Here is a 2,104-nt window from a genome sequence, read left to right on the forward strand (position 1 = left end):
ACAGGTAAAACTCTTAGAAATCCTGAAAATACCTTTTAAAATTTCACCATCACCCCAAACAGTACAGGAACTTTTTCATTCGCACTTCTTGTTTACTTCCCCCGCTGCCGGTAAGCGGTTATCGACTGCCCACCCATCCCCCAGTTATCAACATCAACTTCATCAATAACAACAACAGTTGTATTAGGGTCTTTCCCCAGAACATCCTGGAGCAATTGTGTTACCCCCTGAATAAGTTTGTCTTTATGTTCTTTGGTTACCCCTTCACGCGTTACTTTTATATTAACATATGGCATAATCTATCCCCCTCACAATATAGTCAGGTATTGTTTGCACTTATTAACCCTTCACTGCATGTCGCTCATCTCCTCTAAGCTTTTTGTCCAGTATTATTACTGTCAGAATCGGGAAATGTTGGCACTACGTATTTTAGAATAATTCGCAGCATGCCCATGGCAGGAACGGCTAGCATCATGCCCAAAACACCAAACAAATGACCAAAAAGCAATAACCCAATCATTATTACAACAGGGTGCAGGCAGAGTACCTTGCCCACCAAATTAGGGTATATAATATTATGATTTATCTTGAACATAATGAAGTAAAAGATTGCCACTTTTATTGCTAAAGACGGCGATAATAATAAAGCAATGGCGATTGCCAGCACAGACGCAGTTAACGGTCCAATAACAGGGATCAACTCACCTACTGCCGAGATAGCGGCAAACACGGAAACATGTGGCAGTCCGGCAAGCAGAAAAAAGATAAGCACGGTTATACCGGACACAAGACAAACCGCCAATTGACCTTTAATATATCCGCTAAGAGCAAAATCAGCCTCTTCCAAAAAGCCTACTATTGGCGCACGCTCGGATGAAGGAACAAAGGATACAATCATATTACGCAGTTTTGTTCCGTCTTTTAACAGGTAGAATACAATGAATGGGACCCCGATAAGCTCAACAACCCCAGACAAAGCCTGTACTACAGGAACCAGGGAGCTCCTGACCGCTGTAATTGCAAACTCGGTGGCGTTATTTAATAAGTGGGTTGTATAGTCCATAATCTCAGGCGGCAGATTCAAAGAAACCAGCCATGCGTCCAGCGCCTGTTGATTTACAAGGTGGGGCACACTTGTAGCAAACTGCTTAAATCCAGGTAACATTTGATGAAGAATCCAGCTAATAAGTAAGGCAGCCCCTCCTAAAAGCACAATCAATGCAAGAATAGATGCTACCCCGGATGAGAACCTTCTCTCTAACCTCTTTTTGATTGGTTGCAAAAGTAATACTAAGAGCAAAGCAATAAACAAGGTAACCCCAAGCTTAGCAGCAAAAAAGAACAGGGTTCCAACGATAAGAATAAGCCCGAGGATATAACCATTTAGCCAGTTTAACGTAAACATGCAGTCACTCCCTTAACATATCATAACTGAATCCATGCTGCCCAAGTGCAATATGTAAACAGAACTTTTTAGAAAGGTAATTACTGGATATTTTCTCTGCCTTCAGGGACATATCCTGCTGTAACCAACCGTCTAGCAACAGAAATATCATCACTAGCTGTGTTACTATCGGACATACTATAACTAATATAATTATCAACCTAAATTCAGGACATGTAAGGCCAATCCTCCCCTGCTCACTAGGTGATCACTAGTATATACCTTAATAATATTGGAGGCAAACTAATGAGCTTACTTGGTATTACTAAAGGAACCGGGCTTGAAAAGCAAATTGATCAATACTTAGAGGCTGAATCCCGTGGCGTAGCAATGTATTACGGGCTATCCAGACTAGCAACAGAAGAAGGGCTTGATGAGGTTGCCGCTTCATTGCTCACACTGGCTGGCGATGAAGCCCGTCATGCAGGGTTATATGCTGTTCTTAACGGCCATGTACCCCAGGATATTTTTACCACACTCAAACAAGTGGCCCAATTAGAAAGCGACGGGGTAAGTAAAATAAGAACCTTCGCTCAGCAAGTGCGCTCCCTGGGGCTTGATGCCGCCGCCTGTGAAATTGAAGCTGCTGCCGATGATGAAGGGCGTCATGGTCAAATATTAGATGAACTTGTGAGAAAACATAGCGAATCCCACCAGTAT

Annotated in this window: 3 protein-coding genes; 1 reads left to right on the forward strand and 2 read right to left on the reverse strand. The window is 42.6% G+C overall.

Annotated features, from left to right (window positions below):
* Positions 1-92: 92 nt before the first annotated feature.
* Entirely contained in the window at positions 93-296 is a 204-nt protein-coding gene (locus VN379_RS14725; RefSeq protein ID WP_325535140.1) for a 4-oxalocrotonate tautomerase family protein, read from the reverse strand.
* Between the two features lie 74 nt (positions 297-370).
* Positions 371-1,405, reverse strand: coding sequence for an AI-2E family transporter (locus VN379_RS14730; protein ID WP_325535142.1), 1,035 nt, complete (start codon positions 1,403-1,405; stop codon positions 371-373).
* A gap of 285 nt (positions 1,406-1,690) precedes the next feature.
* Between VN379_RS14730 and VN379_RS14735 the strand changes: the two genes are divergently transcribed.
* Positions 1,691-2,104, forward strand: a 414-nt coding sequence (locus tag VN379_RS14735) for a rubrerythrin (protein ID WP_325535144.1), incomplete at its 3' end; no start/stop codon positions are given.

It is taken from the genome of Sporomusa sp., from assembly GCF_035561255.1.
Classification (GTDB): domain Bacteria; phylum Bacillota; class Negativicutes; order Sporomusales; family Sporomusaceae; genus Sporomusa.